The organism is Janthinobacterium sp. SUN100 (assembly GCF_030397705.1).
In the GTDB taxonomy this organism is placed as follows: domain Bacteria; phylum Pseudomonadota; class Gammaproteobacteria; order Burkholderiales; family Burkholderiaceae_D; genus Janthinobacterium; species Janthinobacterium kumbetense.
The window spans coordinates 1513439-1534697 of the sequence record NZ_JAPUBU010000001.1 but is presented as its reverse complement, the minus strand read 5'-3'; the positions used below and the strand labels follow the sequence as shown (position 1 = coordinate 1534697).

Sequence of the window (21259 nt, the reverse complement as noted above, 5' to 3'; positions counted from 1 at the left end):
AACAAGCCATGAAGAGAACTCTCCCCGCGCCCCGGCGCATGGCGGCCGCGCTGGCCCTGCTGGCCTTGCCGGCGGCCAGCCTGGCGCAACTGCCCTTGCCGGACAGCGCGGCAGGCTCCGCCGTGGCGGCGCCATCCTTCCTTGCCGGCAAGGTGGGCGCCACCGATTACGCCATCAACCGGGGCGTGGCGCGCATCGCCGTCGAGACGGACGGGAACGGCGTGCCGGCCGATGGCCAGAGTCCCGTCAAGGTGACGGTGAGCCTGTTTGACGAGCAGGGCCAGCCCCTGGCGGGCAAGGCTTTGCTGACCATCGAAGCCAGCGGCGGTCGCATCCTGCTGCCCGGCGCCCGCACCGATGAACTGGGTCCGGAGCGGCGCGACGCAGACAAGGTCACTCCCGGCACGCAGCTGGCGGTGGAAAACGGCGTGGCGACGTTCAGCCTGCTGGCTCCCGCCACGCCGCAGGACGTGTTGCTGCGCGTGTCGGCCGGCAGTGTGGCGGCGCAGGGCACGATCAGTTTCTTGCCGGAATTGCGCGACATGCTGGCCGTGGGCTTGATCGACGGCATCATCAGCAAGCGCAGCCTGTCGAGCAGCGACATTTCGCCGTCGCGCTTCAATGACGGTTTCGAGCGCGACATCCAGCGCTGGAGCCGCGCTTTTAATAATGGCAAGGCCAACGTGGCGGGCCGCGCGGCGATGTTTTTGAAGGGAACCATCCGAGGCGACGCCTTGCTGACGGCCGCCTACGATTCGGACAAGGATACGCGCGCGCGCCTCTTGCGCGATGTCAATCCGGAAGAGTTTTATCCCGTGTACGGTGACAGTTCCGTGCGCAACTTCGACGCCCGCTCCAGCGACCGTTTATATGTGCGCATCGACCGGCAAAAAAGCTATGTGCTGTACGGCGACTTTGCCACGGGAGACGGCTTCAGCCAGATGACGGGCGGCGGCGCCGTGGCGAACTTGCAGCAGAGAAAACTGGGCCAGTACAACCGCACGGCCACGGGCGGCCGCGGCCACTATGAGCAGGATGGCATCGTCGCGAATGCCTTCGCCATCAACGATAGCCTGAAGCAGGTGGTGGAAGAGTACCGGGCGAACGGCACGTCGGGGCCGTTCGCCGTGCGCAACAACAACGCCATCGAAAACTCGGAAAAGATCGAGATCGTCGTGCGCGACAAGAATCAGAACGGCAATATCGTGCAAGTGACGCCGCTGCGCCGCTTCGAGGATTACAGCTTCGAGCCGTTCAGCGGGCGCATCCTGTTCAAGCAGGCGATTCCCGCGCTGACGCCGAATGGCGACCCGCAATCGATCCGCATCAGCTATGAGGTGGACCAGGGCGGCGAGAAATTCTGGACCGTGGGCGTGGATGGGCAAGTACAGCTGGGCAAGATGGTGTCGCTCGGCGGCTCGGCCGTGGAAGACAGGAATCCCTTGTCGCCGTACAAATTGCATAGTGTCAACGCGGGTGTGCGCCTCGGCGAGCACAGCCTGCTGGTGGTCGAGGTGGCGCGCACCACGTCCACCAGCTACAGCGCGGGCGGCAGCATCTACACGACGCCGTCGGGCCAGGCGGGCGAGTTGCGCGATGAAGTCAGCGGCAATGCGGCGCGGGTCGAGTTGCAGCACAAGGATGAGAAGCTGGAAGCGAAAGCCTTCTGGAGCCGTTCCGACCAGGATTTCAATAACACGGCGGCCGGCATCACGGGCGGGCGGGGCGAGGCGGGGCTGAAAGCGGGCTACAAGCTCAGTCCCGCCGTTACCGTGTATGGCGAGGCCATCCGCAGCGACGAGCGCAGCACGGATGCCCGCCGCGATGCGCAGCGCCTGGGCGTGGCGTGGAATGCCAGCGAACGCTGGCTGCTCGACGTGTCCGTGCAGCACATGAAGGAGAGCGGCGGCATGCCGTCGACGGCCGGCATCGCGCCGAACACGTCGCCGCTGGGCACGGGCTTGAATCCCACGGGCGGCTTCTTCGGCAACGGCACGGCGAACACGGCCATCGACCCCGTCACGGGCGGCAGCATCACCACGTTTGCGCCGATCAACCCCGGCGTGGGCGCGGGCGCGACGGTGCCGCTGGATGCCACCACCGTGCGCCTGGGCGCGCAATACAAGGCCACGGACCGCTGGACCCTGAATGGCGACGTGGAAAAAAGCATAGCCGACGCGGACCAGCACCGCTACGGCCTGGGTGCGCAATACCAGCTGGCCGAACGCAGCCGGCTGTATGCGCGCTATGAAAACCAGACGGGGCTGGCGTCCGCGTACTCGCTCAATCCGGCCGACCGCAGCACCAGCTTTGTCGCCGGCGCGGATACGGGCTACATGCCGGGCGGCAGCGTGTTCGGCGAGTACCGCATGCGCGACGCCATGGATTACAGCCTCAGCAACCAGCGCGACTTGCAGCTGGCGTCCGGCTTGCGCAACACGTGGAACCTGGGCGAAGGGCTGGCGGCGAACACGAATGTGGAATACCTGAAAGTCATGAACGGCCAGCAACAGCAAGCCGTGGCCGTGGCGGCAGGCTTCGACTATGCCGTCCATCCCCTGTGGCGCGGTTCCGTCAAGCTCGAGTACCGGCGCCTGTTCGACAGCGACATCGCGCCGGGCAACCAGCGCCAGGATCAATGGCTCAATACCATCGCCTGGGCGCGCAAGCTGAGCCGCGACTGGACTTTGCTTGCACGCAACTATCTGCTGTACACGCGCAACAACGACGACGCCAGCGGCGCGCCCGTGGGCAACGTGCTGCAGGACCGGGCGCAACTGGGCTTTGCGTGGCGTCCCGTCGACGACAACCGTTTCAACGGCCTGGCCCGCTATGAGTACAAGACGGTGCGCGACCAGTCGCAGATCGATGGCGACAATTACCGCGCGCATATCGTTTCCACGCACCTCGATTACCACCCCAGCCGTCCCTGGTGGTTCACGGGCAGGGTTGCCGCCAAGCACAATAACGACAAGAACCTGCCCGCCGGGCAAGAGAAGTACACGGCGTGGCTGTTTTCCGGGCGCACCGTGTACGACATCAGCAAGAACTGGGACATCGGCGTGCTGGCGGCCGTGATGGGCAGCCCGCAAGGGGGCAGCCGCCAGTGGGCCAACGGCGTCGAAGTGGGCTATCTGCTGGCGCAAAACCTGTGGCTGTCGGCCGGCCACAACTGGTCGGGCTTTTCCGACCGCGACCTGACGGGCGCCGACTACACGGCCCGCGGCCCCTATTTGCGCCTGCGCTTCAAATTCGATGAAAACTTGTTCAAAGGCAAAGACGCCACCATCAACCGTACCCTGGCCCGGCCATGAAAGCTACCATGACTTCCTCACTGATACCGACGATGACACCGATGATGACCACGACGATGAAACTGCTGCCGCTGGCCGGCCTGTTGGCCATGGGCCTGGCCCAGGCGGCCACGCCGACCCTGCCGGCGGCGCCGCTGGCCATGCCCCAGCTGCGCATCAGCGACCAGGCCGTTTCTGCCGACCAGCAGGCGTACCGGCTGCTGCAGGAGCGCATCAAGAAACTCAACGACGGCGGCGTGCGCGTGGGCGACTATTACCTGTCCAAGGCGCAATGCTGGCTCGACGTATCATTCCACGAATACACGCGCAACGACCGCTCGGCCTTTCCCCTGCAGGCGCTGCAGGAATCGGCGAAGATTGTTGCCGCGCTGGAAGACGGCAGCACGCCCAATCCCGGCGATGCGACGCCGCTGGTGAACGACGCCACGCGCTTGCGCGACGACCTGTGGGCCGGCTTCAGCAAGCTGCGTGCCTCGCCCGGCTTTGCCTGCGCCGCGCAAAAGGTGGCGTGCGGCGAAGTGGAGCTGGCGCATGCGGGCAATGAATACAAGCAGCAGGGCTGGCGCCACGCGAACCCGTACGTGCAACTGGCCGAGGATGCGCAGGCGGCCGCCCAGTCCGCCGCGGCATCCTGTCCTGCCGAGCAGCCGAAGCGGGTAACGCCGCCGGACATCTTGCCGCCGCGTATCGAGCATGAACGCATCACCCTGGACATGGACGCCCTGTTCCGCTTCGACAAGGCGGGCGCGGCGGACGTGCTGCCGCAGGGCATCGAGAAGATCCGCGACCTGGCGGCGCGCCTGAAGCAGGGTTATGTGCAGATCGATACGCTGTCCGTGACGGGGCACACGGACCGCCTGGGCTCGGACAGCTATAACCAGGCCTTGTCCGAGCGGCGCGCCTTGACGGTGAAACAGTTGCTGCGCGAACAAGGCATCGCCAATGTCATCAGCGCGTATGGCAAGGGCAAGGCGGAACCCGTCGCCGCCTGCGAGAAGGTGGCGCCGGGCGCGGCCCTGATCGCCTGTCTGCAGCCGAACCGCCGCGTGGAGATCGAGTTGACGGGTATCAAGAGTTCTGCAAAGGAGGGCAGCACACCTTAGCGCTACGTCATAAGGCGGTCATATGCCGCTGTTATGATGCTTTTGTTGGCACACAGCATGCGGTGCGCAAATCACTACGTTCCGGGAGCGATAGGATGCAGGCATGACTCAACAGCTTAGCCGGTGAGCTCAACCATCGGCACCAGACAGGCCGGCGCAGCGTGAAATTGCTGCGATGGCAAGGCATGCAGGAGGAAAGCGGGAAAATGAAGGGACTTTAATGAAGTCCTAAGCCTGACTAAGTGAAGGGCTGGCATAGTGGATACATGGCGCACGGAAACCCCGGGCGCAAGGTTGCCGGACACCTCAATGACCGGCACGATTTCCACTTTTTCATGTGTTTTCCGTTTTATCCCTGCGCTCTGAAACAGCGTTTCAACCGGCTGCCGCGACTTGCGAAGCCGGTTTTTTTTGCCCGGATTTTCGTGCAGGGCCGGAAAACGCCCGGCGCCGCCATACTGCGGCGCCGGGCGCGGGCGCTTAGCCCGTTTGCTTGGCCAGCCATGCATCGACGGCCGGCAGGCGCTCGGTACGCACCTTGATACGGTACTTGATGCCGGCCATGGAACTGTCGGCGTCGCCGCGCGCGCTGGCCGGCAGGTTGGCTTGCGCATACGCTTCCAGTTTGGCGATCATTTCCGGCTGCGCCGAACCGGCGGCCAGACGCGGGAAGTAGCGGCTGCGCGAACTGGCGTCGATGCGCGCATTGACTTGCTCCAGGTGGGCCAGCGCGAAGTCGAAGGCCAGTTCCGGATGCCTGCGCGACACGCGCGAAATCATGGCCGGGCTGTTGGTCACGCCCGGTTCATCCGTCAGCGCCAGCGCCAGCGCGCGCTGCGCCAGGGCCGCGTCGTCGGTCGAGGCCAGCAAGTCGTACAGCTGGTTCTTGACCAGCGGCGTCTTTTCCTGCTGCGCCCTGGCGTGCAGCTGTTCCCAGGTGGCGGCGTCCGCATGCTGGGCCACGACGCCCAGGATGGTGCGGCGCAGCGGCGCGGGCATGGCGGACGGATCCTGTTCGCTGGCCGCGTAGCGGCGGCGCGCTTCCGCGATCACGCCGGGCTCGCCCATGTCGCCGAGGATGGCAATCAGGCGGCCGCGCAGGGTTGCCACGCTCGATGCTTCGCCCGCGCGCGCTTCCCAGCCCGTCTGCGCCATCATCGGCGCCAGGCGCGCCATGGCAAAGCGGGCGAAGGCCTGCTGTCGTGCCGTGTCGCCTGCATACTGTTCATACAGGCCGTTCAGCGCGCCAGCCACGCGGCCCAGCACTTGCGGGTCGGCCGACAGGGGCGTGGCCTTCACCAGTTCCAGGAAAGCGGCCGGGTCTTGCAAGCCCGCCATGCCCAGCGACTGGCTGTCCGCCAGCAGGCCCAGCTGGTCGATCGGCGCCAGGAGCGCGAAGCTGCCCGCCAGCGCGTGCGTGCCGGCCGGCGCGTACAGGGTGCGGTAGTAGCCGCTCTGGCCCGCGTTCACCAGCAGGGCGCCGCAACCGGGCACGTTCAGGGTGGCCTTGCCATTCTTGACCAGCACGCGGGCCAGCTTGCCGTTGCCGACCGTCGACGCGATGACGGGCACTTTCCACGACAGCGGTTTCTTGTCCGGCTGGTCCTTGGAAAATTCCGTCTGCGTCAGGGTCACGCGCGTATTGCCCTTCCTGCACACGGCGTCGCCCACGGTGATCATCGGCACGCCCGGCTGCAGGGTGAAATCATGGGCGATGGCGCTGACAGGCTTGCCCGCGGCCGCGTCGACTTCGCGCCACAGGTCGTTGGATACCGTATTGCCATACGCATGCTTGCGCATGTAGCTGCGCACGGCCGTGCGCCACGTGTCGGCGCCCACGTACGCTTCGAGCATGCTGATCACGGCCTTGCCCTTTTGATAGGTGATGCCGTCGAAGGCCTGGCTGGCCTGTTCCACGGTGGCGATGCGCTGCACCACCGGATGCGTGGTGAGCAGCGCATCCTGGCTCATGGCCGATTCGCGCCCGCCCACGTTGGACAGGGCCGTGTTCCATTCCGGGTGTAAACGCTCCGTGGTGCGGCTTTCCATCCACGAGGCAAAGCCTTCGTTGAGCCACAGGTCGTCCCACCAGCGCATGGTGACCAGGTCGCCGAACCACTGGTGCGCCATTTCATGCGACAGGGTGGTGTAGATGTTTTCCTTGTCCGACTGGGTCGAGATGGCCGGGTCGAGCAGCAGGCCGTATTCGAAGGTGAACACGGCGCCCCAGTTTTCCATGGCGCCGAAGAACTGGCTGCGGCCCGGCGCGGCGATGTTGTCGAGCTTGGGCAACGGGTAGCGCACGCCGAAATAATCGTTGTATTCGCGCAGCAGGGCGGCCGACTCGTCGAGCGCGAAGCGGCTTTGCGCCAGCGCGCCCTTCTTCGTGATGACGCCCAATTCCGTGCCGTCGGCCATCTTTGTCGCCCGTTCGAAGTCGCCCAGGCCGAAGAACAGCAAATACGTCGACATGCGCGGCGTAGTGGCGAAATACACGTGTTTCATGCCATTGCCCAGTTCTTCGCTGCTGGCGATCGGCATGTTACCGACGGCCATCTGGCTGCTCGGGACGACCACGTCCAGCGCGAAGGTGGCCTTGTAGTCCGGTTCATCCCACGACGGCAGCATGCTGCGCGCGTCCGAATTCTCGAACTGCGTGTACAGTGCGCGCTGGCGTCCTTGCGGCGTGTCGTAGTCGAGCGAGAACAGTCCCGTGGCCTGCGTGCCGATCTTGCCGGTGTAGTCGATGCGCAACAGGTACTCGCCCTTGGCCAGCGGCTCGGCGAAATGCACGGTGGCCGTCTGCTTGTCCGCGTCGATATCGATCTTGCGCGTCACCTGCTTGCTGCCGCCCGCGCCTTCGATGGCGGCGGCGGCAAACGCCAGGTTCAGGGCATTGAAAGTGATGCTGGCCGTCGGCGTGTCGACGGCCACCTTGATGGCGGCTGCGCCCTTGAAGGTGGAGGCGGCGGCGTCCGGCGTGATCGACAGGATGTAGTGCAAGGGCGTGACGCCGCGCGGCAGCTGCGTGGTGGTGCCAGGGGAGTGGCTGGCCGAGGCGTATTTGGCGGCCGGTGCGGCGTGGCCCGGGGTAAAGGCGGCGACGGCGGCCAGGGCCAGGACGGCGGCGGCCAGTTGGCTGCGGCGGAAACGCGGAGTCGGTGTGCGATGCATGGTATGCCCTTCGTTCATGGGTAAAACGCCCGCCGGCCGGGTAGGCTGCGAGCGTTGATGGCGGTTGGGGGACATCGCTGGAACTGGAAGCCAGCGTTCCCGTACAGCAATCTAAGTGGAAACGGGGGCAAAGTCAACGCGCCGGGAGCGCCGCACCATCACGGTGCGCTGGTATGATGGGCGCCTGACCGCCTTGCCACAGGCCGGTGCCGCACCTGATTGTCAACCACCCTAACGAGACGAGACTTGCACATGAAACTGTATATCAGCCCCCGCACGCCGAATCCACGCCGTGTCACCATGTTCATCGCCGAAAAAGGCATCACCGGCATCGAGGAAGTGGCGCTCGACCTGATGGCGGGCCAGCACCGCGATCCCGCCTTCCTGGCGAAAAACCCGCTGGGCCGCGTGCCCGTGCTGGAATTGGCGGACGGACGCGTGCTGACCGAGACGCGCGCCATCTGCACTTACCTGGAAGGCTTGCAGCCGCAGCCGAACCTGATGGGCGAAGGTTTCGAGGAGCGCGCGTTCATCGAAATGGCCGACCGCCGCGTGGAACTGCATTTGTTCAGCGCCGCCGCCAACTGGGTGCGCCATGGCCATCCGGCCCTGGTGGCGCTGGAAAACCCGCAGTTTCCCGATTTCGCCACGGCGCAGGCGGGCAAGCTGCGCGAGATGGCGCAATGGCTGGACCAGGTGCTGGCGCAGCAGCCGTACATCGCCGGCGAGCGCTTCACCATTGCCGACATCACGGCCTTCTGCGCGCTGGAATTTGCGCGCGGCCTGATGAAATACCGCCCCGGCGCGGAAGGCTTGCAGCACCTGCAGACCTACCGCGACCGCATCGCCGAACGCCCCAGCGCGCAGGCGAAGTAGACCCATGAAAAAAACGCCTGCGCCGGAATCCGGTGCAGGCGTTCTGTCTTGCGGGGGCCGTCAGGCCGGGTTTACTGCGACTTCCTTACTTCAGCTGCTCCAGCAGGAAGGTGTAGGTCAGCGCCCACATCAGCGCCTGCTGGTCGTTGTTGGCGGCGCCCGCATGGCCGCCTTCCGTGTTTTCCCAGTACAGCACGTCGTGGCCTTGCTCTTCCATCTTGGCCACCATCTTGCGCGCATGGCCGGGGTGGACCCGGTCGTCGCGCGTCGAGGTGGTAAACAGCACGCGCGGATATTTCTTGTCCTTGAAGACGTTCTGGTACGGCGAGTACTTGCTGATGTACGCCCATTGTTCCGGCACGTCCGGGTCGCCATACTCTCCCATCCACGAGGCGCCCGCCAGCATCTTGTTATAGCGGCGCATGTCGAGCAGCGGCACCTGGCTGACGACGGCATTGAACAGGTCGGGACGCTGCACCAGCACGGCGCCCGTCAGCAGGCCGCCATTGCTGCCGCCCATGATGCCCAGGTGGCGCGGACTGGTGACCTTGCGCTGGATCAAATCCTGCGCCACCGAGATGAAATCGTCATACGCGCGCTGGCGGTTTTCCTTCAGCGCCGCCTGGTGCCAGCGGGGGCCGAATTCGCCGCCGCCGCGGATATTGGCCAGTACATACACGCCGCCTTTTTCCAGCCACGCCACGCCCGTGGTGCCGCTGTAGCTCGGTTTCAGCGACACTTCGAAGCCGCCGTAGCCATACAGCACGGTGGGGTTGCTGCCGTCGAACTTCGTCTTCTTGCCCATGATGGCGAAATACGGCACCTTCGTGCCATCCTTCGACATCGATTCGAACTGCTCCACCTTGTACGGCGCCGCGTCGTAGTAGGCGGGCAGCGACTTGATCTTGGTCCGCTTGTCGCTTTGCGCCGTGGCCAGGTACAGGGTGGTGGGGTTGAGGAAGTCGGTCACCGTCAGGAAGTACTGGTCCGAATCGACGGGGTCGAGCGCGCTGACGGCCAGGGTCCCCAGCTTGGGCGCATCGACGGCGCGGCGCTGCCACTTGCCGTTCACGTGGCGCAGTTCCGTCAGGCGGTTCTTGACCTTGTCCAGGGTGGTGACGAGGATGGCCGATTTCGTCGCCGTGACATTGTCCAGCGACGACGTGGCCGTGGGCGCGTACAGCACTTCCAGCACCTGCTTGCCCTGCATGAAGGATTTGAAGTCGGTCGCCAGCAATGAGCCTTGCGCATAGGTCTTGCCGTTGACTTTCCAGTCCGAGCGCAGGGTGATGACCAGCTGGTCGCGCACGGTGAAGGCCGTCGCGTCGTCCGGTTTCGGCACTTTCTTCAGCTCGGCGCCGTCGCGCAGGAACATTTCGCCGCTGTAGAAATCGATTTGCCGCTCGATGAACTGGTGTTCGTGGCCGGGCGTGAAATCCTTGTAGGCGCCCGCGCTCAGGTCGTCGGCTTTGGCTTCATACAGCGTTTGCGCCAGCGCCAGCGGCGTGCCGCGCTGCCACTGCTTGATGATGCGCGGGTAGCCGGAGCTGGTCATCGAGCCGGGGCCGAAATCCGTGGAGACGAACAGGGTGTCCTGGTCGATCCAGCTGGCGCTGCCCTTCGCTTCGGGCAGGGTGAAGCCGCCCTCGACGAAGGCGCGCTTGGCCACGTCGTATTCGCGCACCACCTTGGCGTCGCCGCCGCCGCGCGACAGGGAAATGAGGCAGCGTTCGCCCTTCGGATACAGGCAGGAAGCGCCGCCCCAGACCCAGTTTTCACTCTCGCCGGCGGCCAGCTGGTCGAGGTCGATCACGGTTTCCCACGCGGGTTCGGCCTGCTGGTACTGCGCCAGCGTGGTGCGGCGCCAGATGCCGCGCACGTGCTGGGCGTCGCGCCAGAAGTTGTAGTAATACTCGCCTTCCTTGCTGACGTAGGGAATGCGTTCCTTGGAATTGAGGATGGTTTTCAGGCGCGCCTGCAGGGCCGAAAAGCCTGGCTGGGCTTCCAGTTCCTTGGTGGTGACGGCATTGTGCTGCTTGACCCAGGCCAGCGGCTTGTCGCCGAGGACGTCTTCCAGCCACAGGTGGGGATCGGTGTTGGCGGCGGCGGGCGCGGGGGCTTGTGCATGGGCGATGCCCGCTGCTGCCAGGCCGAGCAGCATGCTGCTGGCGAGAATGCGATATGACGACATGTAGGGTTCCTGGTTGGTCCGATGGAGGCCGCGTTGCAGGCAAAACGGCACATCCATGGTGCCATGGATTGCTGTAAGGAACCAGTGTCTATGGGCGACTACTTAAAAAATAGCATGCTTTTCCAATATTGTTTGCTGGAATGGACGCAGGCCGCAGAATCTGCGGCGTGTCGCGCCTTTCAGCATATGCCAGGCCCCATCAGCGAGGTCAAGGTGAGTTGCGTCGGTTCGACATCGCCGCCGTCGCAGTGATAAATCCACAGTGCCTCGTTGTCGCGGCTGTCGATGAACAGGATGCGCGTGTTTTCCTCGCCGATGGCCAGGCATGCCGCCAGCTCGGCAGGACTGAACGGTGCTGCCTGCTTCGAGCCTGTTCCCGTCGCTTGCGCCAGGGCCTGGGCAAAGCCGGCCAGTTGCCTGACTGCCAGGTACCTGGTTCCATCCACGTCCACGTCTTGGCACAGCGCGTCCAGGCTGTACAAGGTGAAGGGCTCTTCGTCCTTGAAAATCGCCACGCCGGGTAGTGACTTGGCGCTGCGGAGGTGCGCGAGATAGGCCTGGGGCACGATTACTTGTTCCCTGGCCAGCAATTTTTCCAGCTGCTTGCCGTTTTTCTTTGCTACTTTGGTGCTCTTGGGCGCAGCCGTCTCGCTAGCCTGTGCCGTCCAGGCGACCGGATTGAACTGGAACATCCTTGAGCATGCGGGACAGTGCAGGAACATGAACGTCATTTTCTTGCCGATGGCCGTGTTTAAGAACGCAGCATCCGGGGCATCCATGGCGCTGCTGTCGAAGCTGCGCCCGCAGTCGCCATCGTAGGGGCAAGTAATCTCGGTCATGGCGTAGCGTGTTTAGGCATTGAAGTATTTCTCCATCCGTAAAGCGATTGCTTCTTTTTCTTCGGGAAAAGAGGCACCGGGATTTTTCTTCCAATAGGCAAGACCCTCGTTCAGTGCCACAGGGCTTTTTCCTGCTGGCCTGCCATCAGATAAAAATCGCAGGCCCTGGCATGCGCGTCTTGCGCATCGACCAGGCTCAGGGCGGCATTTTCCCAATTGGAAAAGCGCTCAAGCCAGGGCAGGGCCAATGTGTGCAGATTATGCCGCAGGCAGTGCATGACTGTCGCACTCTGGGCCGGATCGACGAGCTGGTGATGCGCTTCGCCGTCCACGCTCGCGCATTGCCAGTTCGGAATATTCCAGTCCGCCACGGCGCCAACGATGGGATTGGCAGGTTCATGACCGTCGCGCGCCTTGTGCCACGAGGCGGTAGGATCTGGACGAAACCTGATAGTGGCTCCAGAATGCCACACAGACATGCTCTTCATTATGGCGGTTGGCCTGGAAATGGATGGCCTGGACGAATTCGTTCCGCGCGCGCTTGAAGGTCAGCTGGCTTGGCGAGAACTTGAAGCCCGCTGCCGTCAGCGGCTCCAGCAAGAACGCTTCAATATTGGCGATGATCAGCGCTTTTGGCTTCATTCCGTTTCCTGGCATTCGTCGGTTGCGCCGCCTGCGGTCAAAACGGCGCTGCCATGTTGCCATAGATCAGCGCCAGCGCACCTTGCGGCGGGCAATCGTGCGAGGGGAAAACCTGCCGCTATTTTTCCTGCGCGCTTCCGGGGGCTGTGTGCTGGCCAGGCAGCCTGGCCACTACCTTGATCTCGAACTGGAAACCATACAGCCACGTCACGCCAACGGCCGTGACGGTGGGGTGGGGAGCTTCGCCCCAGTAACCGGCTTGCACGATATCCCAGATGCGCTGGAAGTTGGCCTGCGGGTCGACGATAAAGATGGTCACGTCCTGCACGTCGTCGAACGAGCAGCCGGCCGCTTGCAAGATGGCATTCAGGTTGTCGAAGGCGCGCCGGACCTGGGCTTCGAGTCCGGGTTCGGGCGAACCGTCTTCGCGGCTGCCGACCTGTCCCGACACGAACAGCAGGCCGTTGGCGCGCACGGCGGGCGAATAGCGGTTCTGCTCATACAGGGCTTGGCGGCCCGGAGGGAATACGACGTCGCGTTTCATCAGCTTTCCTTTGTCGATGCAGCGAAGTTGCTGCCTGGAGAACACTTTATCTGCTGCCAGCCTGCTGATAAAGCGGCCAGAATCGTCTGCACTGTTTGTATAATCCAAACAATCGGGTGGCGGAGGTGTGGATGGACAAGTTGGATACGATGCGGGCATTCGTGCGGGTGGTCGAGACGGGCAGTTTTACGCGGGCGGCCGCGACCTTGCATATGAGCCGCACGACGGTGACGCAGCTGGTGCAGCAGCTCGAGGCACGGCTGCGCCTGAAATTGCTGAACCGCACCACGCGCAAGGTCAATGTAACGGCCGATGGCGCCGTCTACTACGAGCGCATCGTGCAGGTGCTCGACACCCTGGAAGAAATCGAAACGAGCTTGCCGCATGCCGCTGCCTTGCCGCGTGGCCAGTTGCGCGTGGACGTGCCCAGTCCGCTCGCCGCTTTGCTGCTGGTGCCGGCGCTGCCCGGGTTTCATGCGCGGTATCCCGATATTGTGCTCGACATGGGCGCCAGCGACCGCATGGTCGACGTGATCGGCGACAATGTCGATTGCGTGATACGTGGCGGTGACATCACCGACCAGTCGCTGATGGCGCGCAAGCTGGCCGACTTGCCGCTGGGCGTGTATGCGGCGCCTGCCTACCTGCAACGGGTGGGCACGCCATTGCATCCGCTGGACTTGCAGGACAGCGCGCACCGCATCGTGCGCTTTCGCTGGGGACGCAGCGGCAACGGCTTTCCGTACGTGATGCATCGCGAGGGCAAGAGCGTGAAGATCCATGGCCAGTACGTGCTGTCGATCGACGATGGCAACGCCTACCTGGCGGCTGGGGTGGCGGGGCTGGGCGTGCTGTGGCTGCCCGATTATATGGCGCGGCCGCACGTGGCCAGGGGCGAGCTGCTGCCGCTGTTCCCGGCATGGACGGTCGACGCCATGCCGCTCCATCTCGCCTACCCGCCGAACCGCCATGTCAGCAAGAAACTGCGCGTCTTCATCGACTGGGTCGCCGAACTGATGGCCCGGCATTCCGCCCCCGCTGTCACCGTCACGGCAACTGATTGACCCACACGGGCGCCGACCAGACGATATTGCCGTCGTCCTGCGTCAGCCGCGCGTAATAGAAGTGGGGGCCGGGCGCGGGCGTGAGGGTGAGTTCGGCCTGGTCCGATACCTGTGTGACGGAGCCATTGCTTCCCGGCACGCCGTGGAAAATGGCGACGGCGGCCGCTTGCCGCCCGGCGCTGTTGCTGAAGCTGATGGCCAGGTGCAAGGGACCGTGGTTGTCGAAGCGCTCGCCCATCAGCTTGCCGTTGGCCGTGAACAGCAGTTGCGCGTGCTTGTCCATGGTGGCAAACACGCGGCGCGCGCGCAGCGCTTCGAGGAAGCCGTCGCGTGACACGGGCGTGTCGGCGGCCGGGCTGGCCACCAGCACGGCCGTGCGGTTGCCGTAAGCCGCTCCCCAGTTGGCGCAGTGGTTGTCCTGGTTGCTGCTGAAGGCCACGTGATAGCCGGCCGCCAGGGCTCGGTTGCAGGCCGCCTCGTAATTGCTGCGCCGCGTTTCCGTTTCCTCGTCGTTGGTGGAAAAAGCGGACGTGTTCATGACTTCGCACAACACCATGGCCGCGTCGCCATCCGGCGTGTAGCCCAGCGGCTGGCCATCGACGACAAACTGGCCCGCATAGGCAGGGTGGTTGAACTGCCCGATCCAGCCCCGTTCGCGCATCAGCGCGTACAGGCCAGCGTAATCGCTTTTCGGCGTTTCCACGTCGGCCAGCAGCTCGCCCAGGGCATTCCTTTCCCAGCCCAGCAGCTGGTCGCTATTGAAGATGTTCAGGTGGCCGCCCTTGTTGATGACGCCCCATTCCATGCCGTACAGGGCCAGGAAGCCGGGATGGGCGGCGGTATACGCGGCCGCTTCGGCCAGCCCCGTCTGGTACAGGGCTATCGCTTCGGCCGGGATGGCAGCGGCGTTGGTGCCATCGGAACCGTCATACATATGGTTGTGTTCGGATGTCAGCAGGGCGTCGAGCCCATGTTGCTGCGCATATTTGTAGGCATCGATGGGACCGAAGGGCGCCGTTTGCGGTTCCTGCGCGCCATGGCAGGCATCGAGCGCCGCGCCGCCGTCGCTGTGGCGCGTCTGGCTGTGCAGGTTGGCGTAGACGATGCGGTACGCAAGCTGGCCATCCAGGCTGGGCAGTTGCTGCAAGCCGGCCTGGAAGGCGGGCACCCTGGGCGGCGCGCCGGCCCCCCGCTGCACCTGGATGTGCCATTGCTGTTCCACCTGCGCTTCCTGCGGCGTGCCCGCATCGGCCACGGCCAGCAGGCGCAGTTCATATAAACCGTCCGGGACCGGCATGCGCCGTTCGCGCGCATCGGCGTCGGCACGGCCATCCCAGGGCAAGGTGACGCTCTGGCCGCCGGCCCCCACCTGTTCCGTGCCCGACCAGTGCCGCAGCAAGGCGCCTTGCGGCCCCGGGCCGGACAAGGTCAAGGTCCAGCGCACCGCATGCGCGCGCCCCGCGTCGGGATAGGCGAGGCGGATCAGAAAGGTGCGTGCCTGCGTTGTCCGTGCACCGAGCGCGGCGCGGAAGGGCGCGACGACAGTGGCGTCGAGTTCGCTGTGCTCCTTCGGCTCTTGCGCGGCGACACTGTTGCTCCACGTTATGAGCAACATGCCGGCACACACGCAGGCGAGCCATGGTGGCCATGGTGGCCGCCAGCGGCGCAGTGTCTTGAGCATCGTGGTCTCCCGCAACTGCTTCAGATGGTAAGTTAGACAAGAGTTGCCACGTGCCGGTTCCCGCATGCACCAGCAAGTGGCGTGCTTGCACCGTGATTGGCCATGATCTGGCGCAAAGCCAGTGCAAATGGCGCCGCGTACCCCTGCAAAAGCTGGCACGGCGCTTGCTACACAAGAGATACGGATCAACGGCGATCCCCTGAATAAACGCACAACGGTCCAACGACGGACCACATGGACAACGGCGTCCGCCCAGGCTGATTTTTTTGATCGGCGGGGGCGGGCGCCGTTTTGTTTTATCAACGGGATACTTCGGGAACCATCATGGCCAGCCAAAAAGCAACGCGCATTGCGCTCTTCTCCCTCGCCACGCCGCCCATGCGCGCATTCCACCTGACGTGGATGGCATTTTTCGTGTGTTTCTTCGCCTGGTTCGCCTGCGCACCCCTGATGCCCGTCATCAAGGGCGAGTTTGGCCTTTCCTTGGCGCAAGTGGCAAATATCAATATTGCGGCCGTCGCCATCACCATCCTCGTGCGCCTGATCGTGGGGCCATTGTGCGACCGCTACGGCCCGCGCAAGACCTACACGGGCTTGCTGCTGCTGGGCGCCATACCCGTGCTGGGCGTGGCCGCGTCGCAAAGCTATGAAAGCTTCCTGTTCTTCCGCCTGGGCATCGGCGCCGTCGGCGCCAGCTTTGTCATTACGCAATATCACACCTCCGTGATGTTTGCGCCCCGCGTGGTCGGCACGGCGAATGCGGCTGCCGCCGGCTGGGGCAATGCGGGCGGCGGCGCGGCACAGGCGCTGATGCCCTTGCTGCTGGGCGCCGTGCTGATGCTGGGCGTGTCCGAATCGCTGGGCTGGCGCATCGCGCTGCTGGTGCCGGGCGTGCTGATGCTGGTGATGGCTGCCCTCTACTGGCGCTATACGCAGGATTGCCCGGAAGGCAATTACGCGGACTTGCGCGCCGCTGGCGTGGCTATCGAGGGTGGAAAGGCCGGACATGCTCCGGCCGGTGGCTGGGACAGCTTCAAGGCCGCCAGCGCCAACTACCGCGTGTGGCTGCTGTTCGTCACCTACGGCGCCTGCTTCGGCATCGAGATTTTCATCCACAACATCGCCGCCGTGTACTACGTCGACCATTTCGGCCTGTCCTTGAAATCGGCGGGACTGGCCGCCGGCAGCTTCGGCTTGCTGGCCCTGTTTGCCCGGGCTTTGGGCGGTTGGATGTCGGATAAATTGGCCCTGCGCGGCAATTTGAACAGCCGCGTGACCCTGCTGTTCATGCTGATGATCGGCGAAGGCGTGGGCTTGCTGTGGTTTGCCAAGGTCGACAGCGTCACGTATGCCGTCATCGCCATGCTGGTCTTCGGCCTGTTCACCCACATGGCGTGCGGCGCGACCTATGCGCTGGTGCCCTTTATCGACAGCCGCGCGCTGGGCGGCGTGGCCGGCATCATCGGCGCGGGCGGCAACGTGGGCGCCGTGGCGGCCGGTTTCCTGATGAAGGGCACGGGCGATATCCGCCAGACCTTGATCATCCTCAGCGCGCTGGTGGTGATCTCGGCCCTGTGCGCCATCGCCGTGCGCTTTACCCGCGAAGCGGCCGAACCGAACATGGCCGCGGCCTGAGGAGACAGCAATGAACCACCCCTTGAACATCGTCGTCCTTGGCCATGGCATGGTCGGGCATAAATTCCTCGAACGCCTGGCCCTGGAAAACGCGCCGCACCTGCACGTCACCGTGCTGTGCGAAGAACCGCGCCCCGCCTACGACAGGGTGCACCTGTCCGAATTTTTCAGCGGCAAATCGGCCGATGACCTCTCCTTGGTGGCGCCCGGCTTCTTCGACAAGGGCAACGTCGTGCTGAAGCTCAATGCGCGTGCCGTGTCCATCGACCGCGCGGCGAAAACCGTCACGGCCAGCACGGGCGAAGTCTTGATCTACGACAAACTCGTGTTTGCCACCGGCTCGACGCCGTTCGTGCCGCCGCTGCCGGGCAAGGAGCGCGACGGCTGCTTCGTCTACCGCACCATCGAAGACCTGGAAGCCATGCTGGCCTGGGGCGGAAAGTCAAAAACGGGCGTGGTGATCGGCGGCGGGCTCTTGGGCCTCGAATGCGCGAAAGCCCTGCGCGATTTAAAGCTGGACACCCACGTGGTGGAATTCGCGCCGCGCCTGATGGCCGTGCAGGTCGATGAAGGCGGCGCGCGCGTCCTGCGCCGCAAGATCGAGGAGCTGGGCGTGACCGTGCACACGCAAAAGAATACCTTGGCCATCGTCGACGGCGAAGCGGCCACGCACCGCATGCAGTTCGCCGACGGCAGCCACCTGGAAGCGGACATGATCGTCTTCTCGGCCGGCATCCGCCCCCGCGACGAGCTGGCGCGCGCCTGCGGCCTGGAGGTGGGGCCGCGCGGCGGCATCGCCATCGACGACAGCTGCGTTACCTCCGACCCGGACATCTACGCGATCGGCGAATGCGCGCTGTGGGGCGGCCTGGTGTTCGGCCTGGTGGCGCCCGGCTATGAAATGGCGCGCATCGCGGCGCGCCACGTGCTGCAGGAGGAAGAAGGAGAAGCGGGCGAAGCATCGTTCAAGGGCGCCGACATGAGCACCAAGCTCAAATTGATGGGCGTGGACGTGGCCAGCCTGGGCGACCCGCACGGCAATGCGCCGGGCAGCCGCTCCTACCAGTTCATGGACGAGCGCAAGCAGATCTACAAGAAAATCGTCGTTTCCGACTGCGGCAAGTACCTGCTGGGCGGCGTGATGGTGGGCGACGCCAGCGAATACGGTACCTTGCTGCAGATGATGCTCAATAAGATAGAGCTGCCGGCATCGCCCGAATTTCTGATCCTGCCGCAGGCGGACGGCCAGCAAAAGATCGGCCTGGGCGTGGACGCCTTGCCAGAATCGGCGCAAATCTGCTCGTGCAACGACGTGTCGAAGGGCGCGCTGTGCGCGGCCGTCGCCGGGGGCGCCACCACCATCGCCGCGCTGAAAGGCTGCACGAAAGCGGGGACGGCCTGCGGCGGCTGCGTGCCGCTCGTGACGCAGATCATGAAGGCGGAAATGCAGAAGCAGGGCCTGGCAGTCAACAACCATGTGTGCGAACACTTTGCGTACTCGCGCCAGGAGCTGCACCACCTGGTGCGCGTGGGCAAGATCCGCAGCTTCGGTGCGCTCCTGGGCGCGCATGGCCAGGGTTTGGGGTGCGACGTGTGCAAGCCCGTGGCGGCGAATATCCTCGCCTCTTGCTGGAACGATTTCGTGCTCTCTCCCGTGCACGCCAGCTTGCAGGACAGTAACGATTATTTCCTTGGCAATATCCAGAAGGATGGCACGTACTCCGTCGTGCCCCGCATGCCGGGCGGCGAAGTGACGGCCGACGGCTTGATCGCCGTGGGCATGGTGGCGAAAAAATACGGTCTCTACACGAAAATCACGGGCGGCCAGCGGGTCGACCTGTTCGGCGCGCGCGTCGACCAGTTGCCTGCCATCTGGGAAGAGCTGATCGCGGCCGGCTTCGAGTCGGGCCACGCCTACGGCAAATCCTTGCGCACGGTCAAATCGTGCGTCGGCTCCACCTGGTGCCGCTACGGCGTGGCCGACAGCGTGGGTTTTGCGATTCAGCTGGAAAACCGCTACAAGGGCTTGCGCACGCCGCACAAGATCAAGTTCGGCGTTTCCGGCTGCACGCGCGAATGCGCCGAGGCGCAAGGCAAGGATATCGGCCTGATTGCCACGGAAAAGGGCTGGAATCTGTACGTGTGTGGCAATGGCGGCATGAAACCGCGCCATGCGGAACTGCTGGCGTCCGATCTCGATGAAGCCACCCTGGTGCGCTACGTCGACCGCTTCCTGATGTTTTACGTGCGCACGGCTGACCGCCTGCAGCGCACCAGCGTGTGGCGCGACAACCTGGAAGGGGGCCTCGATTACCTGAAGTCCGTCGTCGTGGCCGACCGCCTGGGCATCGCCCACGAACTGGAGGCGGACATGCAGCACGTGGTCGACACCTATGCGTGCGAATGGAAAGCGGCCGTCACGGACCCCGCCGTGCGCCAGCGCTTCCGCCATTTCGTCAACAGCGAAAAGAACGATGAAAACGTGGTGTTCGTCGAAGAGCGGGGCCAGATCCGGCCCGCCACGCTTGACGAACGCCGCAGCACCGTGATCCCCATCCTTGCCGTGGAGGCTTGAGCCATGAATGCGATGAATGAACTTTCCGGCACCACCGCCGACAACTGGGTGGCCATCTGCCCCTTGACCGACATCGTGCCCGACACGGGCGTGTGCGCCTTGCTCAATGGGCGCCACGTGGCCGTGTTCCGCGTCGGCGATGCCGCGCCGCGCGTGTACGCCATCGACAATATCGACCCGAACGCGGGCGCTTCCGTGCTGTCGCGGGGCCTCGTGGGCAGTATCGGGGAGCGCGTCGTCGTCGCCTCGCCCATCTACAAGCAGCATTTCGACCTGGCCAGCGGCGAGTGCATCGAAGCGCCGGAACACTCGGTCGCCGCCTGGCCGGCGCGCGTGTTTGCGGACATGGTGTGGGTGGCCCTGTGAATCCGCCAGTCAGGGCCACTGCGCGTCCCTCGCTGGTCGTCGTCGGCAACGGCATGGCCGGCATGCGCACGGTCGAGGAACTCTTGAAACTCGCGCCGGACCTGTACGACATCACCGTGTTCGGCGCCGAGCCGCACGGCAATTACAACCGCATCCTGCTGTCGCCCGTGCTGGCCGGCGAAAAGTCGGTGGACGACATCATGCTGCATACGCGCGACTGGTATGCGCACAACGGCATCACCCTGCACGCGGGCGACCCCGTCGTGCGCATCGACCGCCAGGCGCGCACGGTACAAGCGCTGTCCGGCATCACGGTTGCCTATGACCGCCTGCTGCTGGCCACCGGTTCCACACCCTTCATCGTGCCCGTGCCGGGCCACGCGCTGCCTGGCGTGATCGGTTTTCGCGATATCAGCGACGTCGACACCATGCTGCAGGCGGCGCGCACGCACCGCCACGCGGTGGTCATCGGCGGCGGCTTGCTGGGGCTGGAAGCGGCCAACGGCTTGCAGCGCCAGGGCATGGACGTCACGGTGGTGCACATGAGCGGCGCCCTGATGAACCAGCAGCTGGACGCACCCGCCTCGATGCTGCTGAAAACGGCGCTGGAAGCGCGCGGCCTGCGTTTCCTGATGCAGGCGCAAACATCCTCCATTCTGGGCAGCACCCGCGTGGAAGGCGTGCAGTTTGCGGACGGCAGCAGCATTCCCGCCGACCTGGTGGTGATGACGGCCGGCGTGCGCCCTAACATCGCGCTGGCGCAAGCGGCCGGCCTGCACTGCGAACGGGCCATCGTCGTCGACGACTGCCTGCAAAGCTATGACCCGCGCGTGTACGCCGTGGGCGAATGCGTGCAGCACCGGCGCGCCACCTTCGGCCTGGTGGCGCCCATCTGGGAGCAGGCGCGCGTGTGCGGCGCGCACCTGGCCGGCGCGGGCCACCGCCGCTACGTGCAGCAGGCCAGCGCCACCAAATTGAAAGTGACGGGCATCGACCTGTATTCGGCCGGCGACATCATCGGCGGCGAAGGCAGCGAAGACCTGGTGCTGCGCGATCCGCGCCGCGGCGTCTACAAGCGCCTGGTGGTGCAGGGCAGCCGCCTGGCCGGCGCCGTGCTGTATGGCGACGTGCAGGACGGTCCCTGGTATTTCGACTTGATCCAGCAGCGCCGCGACATCAGCAAGCTGCGCGCCCATTTATTGTTTGGCCAGGCGCTGTGCGCCCAGGCCGCCTGACAGCGACCAACAGGATACTT

Annotated in this window: 16 protein-coding genes; 8 read left to right on the top strand and 8 right to left on the bottom strand. The window is 64.7% G+C overall.

Annotation, left to right across the window (positions count from 1 at the left end; all coding sequences use genetic code 11):
* The first annotated feature begins 8 nt into the window (after window positions 1–8).
* Both O0881_RS06720 and O0881_RS06715 read left to right on the top strand, forming a co-directional pair.
* On the top strand, window positions 9–3314 hold the full coding sequence (locus O0881_RS06720) for a hypothetical protein (protein ID WP_289910678.1): 3306 nt from the start codon (window positions 9–11) through the stop codon (window positions 3312–3314).
* Window positions 3315–3322: 8 nt separating this feature from the next.
* Window positions 3323–4417, top strand: a complete 1095-nt coding sequence (locus O0881_RS06715; protein WP_289910677.1) for an OmpA family protein — start codon at window positions 3323–3325, stop codon at window positions 4415–4417.
* Window positions 4418–4533: 116 nt separating this feature from the next.
* Here O0881_RS06715 and O0881_RS06710 read toward each other — a convergent pair whose 3' ends face one another.
* Entirely contained in the window at window positions 4534–4926 is a 393-nt protein-coding gene (locus tag O0881_RS06710; RefSeq protein ID WP_289910676.1) for a hypothetical protein, read from the bottom strand.
* The gene (locus O0881_RS06705; RefSeq protein ID WP_289910675.1) at window positions 4898–7591 is read right to left on the bottom strand and encodes a M1 family metallopeptidase; all 2694 of its coding nucleotides are present in this window, start codon (window positions 7589–7591) and stop codon (window positions 4898–4900) included. The genes O0881_RS06710 and O0881_RS06705 overlap by 29 nt, the downstream gene beginning before the upstream one ends.
* Before the next feature lie 252 nt (window positions 7592–7843).
* Between O0881_RS06705 and O0881_RS06700 the strand changes: the two genes are divergently transcribed.
* Window positions 7844–8467, top strand: coding sequence for a glutathione S-transferase family protein (locus O0881_RS06700; RefSeq protein ID WP_289910674.1), 624 nt, complete (start codon window positions 7844–7846; stop codon window positions 8465–8467).
* Window positions 8468–8552: 85 nt separating this feature from the next.
* Here the strand turns inward: O0881_RS06700 and O0881_RS06695 are convergent, their stop codons facing one another.
* From O0881_RS06695 to O0881_RS06675, 5 genes are all read right to left on the bottom strand, one after another.
* Window positions 8553–10658 carry a prolyl oligopeptidase family serine peptidase gene (locus O0881_RS06695; protein ID WP_289910673.1) on the bottom strand — a complete coding sequence of 702 codons (2106 nt, stop codon included), beginning with the start codon at window positions 10656–10658 and terminating at the stop codon, window positions 8553–8555.
* 179 nt (window positions 10659–10837) lie between these two features.
* Window positions 10838–11497 carry a hypothetical protein gene (locus O0881_RS06690; protein ID WP_289910672.1) on the bottom strand — a complete coding sequence of 220 codons (660 nt, stop codon included), beginning with the start codon at window positions 11495–11497 and terminating at the stop codon, window positions 10838–10840.
* A 110-nt stretch (window positions 11498–11607) separates the two neighbouring features.
* Window positions 11608–11976, bottom strand: a complete 369-nt coding sequence (locus O0881_RS06685; protein WP_289910671.1) for a hypothetical protein — start codon at window positions 11974–11976, stop codon at window positions 11608–11610.
* Window positions 11894–12139 carry a DUF4304 domain-containing protein gene (locus O0881_RS06680; protein ID WP_289910669.1) on the bottom strand — a complete coding sequence of 82 codons (246 nt, stop codon included), beginning with the start codon at window positions 12137–12139 and terminating at the stop codon, window positions 11894–11896. The genes O0881_RS06685 and O0881_RS06680 overlap by 83 nt, the downstream gene beginning before the upstream one ends.
* A gap of 118 nt (window positions 12140–12257) precedes the next feature.
* Window positions 12258–12686 (bottom strand): RidA family protein, encoded by a 429-nt coding sequence (locus O0881_RS06675; protein WP_289911466.1) that lies wholly within the window; start codon window positions 12684–12686, stop codon window positions 12258–12260.
* Window positions 12687–12814: 128 nt separating this feature from the next.
* On the opposite strand from O0881_RS06675, the gene O0881_RS06670 reads away from it, so the two are divergent.
* Window positions 12815–13747, top strand: a complete 933-nt coding sequence (locus tag O0881_RS06670; RefSeq protein ID WP_251348118.1) for a LysR family transcriptional regulator — start codon at window positions 12815–12817, stop codon at window positions 13745–13747.
* On the opposite strand, the gene O0881_RS06665 is transcribed toward O0881_RS06670, so the two are convergent.
* Entirely contained in the window at window positions 13731–15362 is a 1632-nt protein-coding gene (locus O0881_RS06665; RefSeq protein ID WP_289910668.1) for a CehA/McbA family metallohydrolase, read from the bottom strand. The two genes, O0881_RS06670 and O0881_RS06665, sit on opposite strands and share 17 nt — an antisense overlap.
* A gap of 390 nt (window positions 15363–15752) precedes the next feature.
* Here O0881_RS06665 and O0881_RS06660 point away from each other — a divergent pair, with 390 nt between their 5' ends.
* Genes O0881_RS06660 through O0881_RS06645 form a run of 4 tightly spaced genes read left to right on the top strand, consistent with a single transcriptional unit; the run spans window position 15753 to window position 21239 of the window.
* Window positions 15753–17063 (top strand): MFS transporter, encoded by a 1311-nt coding sequence (locus O0881_RS06660; RefSeq protein WP_289910667.1) that lies wholly within the window; start codon window positions 15753–15755, stop codon window positions 17061–17063.
* 10 nt (window positions 17064–17073) lie between these two features.
* On the top strand, window positions 17074–19638 hold the full coding sequence (nirB, locus tag O0881_RS06655) for a nitrite reductase large subunit NirB (RefSeq protein ID WP_289910666.1): 2565 nt from the start codon (window positions 17074–17076) through the stop codon (window positions 19636–19638).
* A gap of 12 nt (window positions 19639–19650) precedes the next feature.
* Window positions 19651–20004, top strand: coding sequence for a nitrite reductase small subunit NirD (gene nirD, locus O0881_RS06650; protein WP_289910665.1), 354 nt, complete (start codon window positions 19651–19653; stop codon window positions 20002–20004).
* Window positions 20001–21239, top strand: a complete 1239-nt coding sequence (locus O0881_RS06645) for an FAD-dependent oxidoreductase (protein ID WP_289910664.1) — start codon at window positions 20001–20003, stop codon at window positions 21237–21239. The genes nirD and O0881_RS06645 overlap by 4 nt, the downstream gene beginning before the upstream one ends.
* Window positions 21240–21259: the final 20 nt, after the last annotated feature.